This window comes from Hydrocoleum sp. CS-953 (assembly GCF_002260545.1).
GTDB lineage: Bacteria > Cyanobacteriota > Cyanobacteriia > Cyanobacteriales > Microcoleaceae > Trichodesmium.
Genome location: NZ_LGSU01000137.1, coordinates 1 through 2,247, shown reverse-complemented (window position 1 = coordinate 2,247; position 2,247 = coordinate 1). Strand labels below are relative to the sequence as shown.

Below are 2,247 nucleotides of genomic sequence, written 5' to 3'. Positions count from 1 at the left end.
AGTTTGCGAAACTATTAAACATGGAGATGCAGGATTAGATTTGTTACTTGTGGCCTTACAAGATAGTTCAGCAGAAGTACAATGTTGAATTTACACAAATAAAAAAGTAGACTATACTATCTAATTTTAGATCAATTTATTAATATTTGGTGAGACAGTTTCCAGAATAGAGAAACTGAGTAAGTATAGAATAAATAATGGCTGAATATGTAAAAATATTAATTTTCAGGTAAAGTTATTAGATATGCAGATGAAGTCCAAGAAAATGAATAAACCCCTGAATCAAATTCCTATGTTAGATACTACTTTATCTACATCTACCATCCCTATGCTCCATAGTCTCGAAGCAGTCAAAGAATGTTTACTCTATGGTGAAGTAGAATTAAGAGTAGCAGCAGTTTGCGAAACTATTAAACATGGAGATGCAGGATTAGATTTGTTACTTGTGGCCTTACAAGATAGTTCAGCAGAAGTACAATGGGCAGCATATTCAATACTACTAGAACAGCAAAAACCTAAAGCAAAACTAGCATTATCCCAATATACTTGGGATGTCTGTAGAATACTAGAACTATACGCTGCTGGAAAACGGANGCTCCATAGTCTCGAAGCAGTCAAAGAATGTTTACTCTATGGTGAAGTAGAATTAAGAGTAGCAGCAGTTTGCGAAACTATTAAACATGGAGATGCAGGATTAGATTTGTTACTTGTGGCCTTACAAGATAGTTCAGCAGAAGTACAATGGGCAGCATATTCAATACTACTAGAACAGCAAAAACCTAAAGCAAAACTAGCATTATCCCAATATACTTGGGATGTCTGTAGAATACTAGAACTATACGCTGCTGGAAAACGGAGGTTTATCCGAGCAAATATGAGGGATGCCAACCTCACTGGTCTAGACCTACAAGGTATAAATTTTAGTTTTGCCTATTTCAAAGATGCCGATCTGAGTAGTATTAATCTCAAAGATGCGAATCTAATAGAAGCTAATTTACGGGGTACAAATCTCAAAGATGCTAACCTCAAAAATACTAATCTTGAAAATGCTAATCTTAGTGTTGCTAAACTTAGAGGTATTAATTTAAGTAATGCTAATTTAAGTGGTGCTAATTTAAGTGGTGCTAATTTAAGTCTTGCTAATCTAACTAATGCTAATTTAACTAATACAAATCTTACTCGTGCAGACTTAAGAGGTAGTAAACTTAGGGGTATAAATCTCAGGGGTAGTAAACTAAATGAGGCAACAAAACTTGATAGTAAATTGTTATTAGTTTGGGAAATAGTTAATCAGAAAGCTATTGGTAAAAACCTCAAAAATATCAATCTTATCGGGATGGATATTGAGGGTGTTAATCTGAGTAATGCTAACCTAAGTGGCGCTAAACTTAGAGATATTAATCTGAGTAATTCTAACCTCAGCAGAAGTAATTTTAGTGCTGCCAACCTGCATAATATTAACTTGAAAAATACTGACCTAAGTAATGCTAACTTGACTGGTGTTAATTTAAGTAATGCNCCTCAAAAATATCAATCTTATCGGGATGGATATTGAGGGTGTTAATCTGAGTAATGCTAACCTAAGTGGCGCTAAACTTAGAGATATTAATCTGAGTAATTCTAACCTCAGCAGAAGTAATTTTAGTGCTGCCAACCTGCATAATATTAACTTGAAAAATACTGACCTAAGTAATGCTAACTTGACTGGTGTTAATTTAAGTAATGCCGATCTATGCCATGCTAATATCGAAAATGCTGACCTCAGCAATGCTGATTTCAGAGATGTAAATCTTAACTATGCTAACCTCCGAGAGACAAAAATTAATGATTTAACCCAACTAGATAATAAATGGCATTTAGTCTGGAAAATTGTTAATCAACAACGTCTAAATAACGATCTCAAAGGAGTGAACCTCAGTGGTGCCGATCTTCGCGGTGTCAACTTAAAAAATATTAATCTCCGGGGTGCTAACCTAGAGGCAACTGATTTAGGTACAGAGTATTGCCATACTCTCACTCCTAGAAAAGGATTAGAAAACATTAGGAACAACTACTATAGTCGGTCAAATCTCAGAAATGCCAATCTTTGTAATGCCAACCTGAAAGCAATTAATCTAACAGGAGCTTATTTGGATGGAGCTAATTTGAGTGTAGCTAATCTAATTGCAGCTAAACTCAACGATGCGGAAATGACCAATGCTAACCTACTGCCGGCGGCCTCAAAGGGGCAGACTTAAGAAATGCTAA

The 2,247-nt window shown here is 35.2% G+C and carries 1 protein-coding gene and 1 pseudogene; both read left to right on the top strand.

Translation table 11 applies throughout. The features are described from left to right. Window positions 1-874: 874 nt before the first annotated feature. A pseudogene (locus AFK68_RS43985) lies at window positions 875-1,518 on the top strand (pentapeptide repeat-containing protein); the annotation flags it as partial. An 11-nt stretch (window positions 1,519-1,529) separates the two neighbouring features. After that, on the top strand, window positions 1,530-2,237 hold the full coding sequence (locus tag AFK68_RS43980; RefSeq protein ID WP_371357183.1) for a pentapeptide repeat-containing protein: 708 nt from the start codon (window positions 1,530-1,532) through the stop codon (window positions 2,235-2,237). The last annotated feature ends 10 nt before the right edge of the window (window positions 2,238-2,247 follow it).